Raw genomic sequence first — 510 nt, forward strand, 5'->3', positions numbered from 1 at the left:
CCGGCGTCGACGAGTCGGTCGATCACCGGGTGCGCCCTTTTGGGGCAACTCCTCCCTCCTCGTCGAGCCACATCGCGGCCCGGCGGAGGATCGCGATCTCCTGCTCGTGAATCGCCCCAGGTTTGATGCCGCATCCTTTTGAGTTGGAAGGATGTATGTCATGCCGAAGAAGATCGATCCCGCGTTGCGCGAGCGCGCTGTCCGGTTGGTGCGGGAGCACCGGTCGGAGTACCCCTCGCTGACGGCCGCGTCAGCGGCTGTCGCCCGCCAGGTGGGAGTCGGCCTTGAGTCTGTGCGCCGGTGGGTGTTGCAGGCCGATATCGACGACGGCACCCGCGAAGGGGTGACCAGCGTCGAGCATGCGGAGATCAAACGGCTTAAGGCGGAGAACTCGCGCCTGCGGGAGGACGTCGCGATCCTGAGAGCGGCGACGACTTTCTTCGCGTCAGTACCAGAATGAGGGTATCCCGGCGGGGCTGGCTCGTTTATTCGCTGCTTTCGTAGCTTGTC

At 64.7% G+C, this 510-nt stretch carries 1 pseudogene; it reads left to right on the plus strand.

The features are described 5' to 3' along the window. Nucleotides 1-160 precede the first annotated feature (160 nt). Nucleotides 161-439 (plus strand): annotated as a pseudogene (locus tag GTW58_RS14100) (transposase); the annotation flags it as partial. Nucleotides 440-510: the final 71 nt, after the last annotated feature.

Source organism: Kocuria subflava (genome assembly GCF_012163155.1).
GTDB classification, from domain to species: Bacteria; Actinomycetota; Actinomycetes; order Actinomycetales; family Micrococcaceae; genus Kocuria; species Kocuria subflava.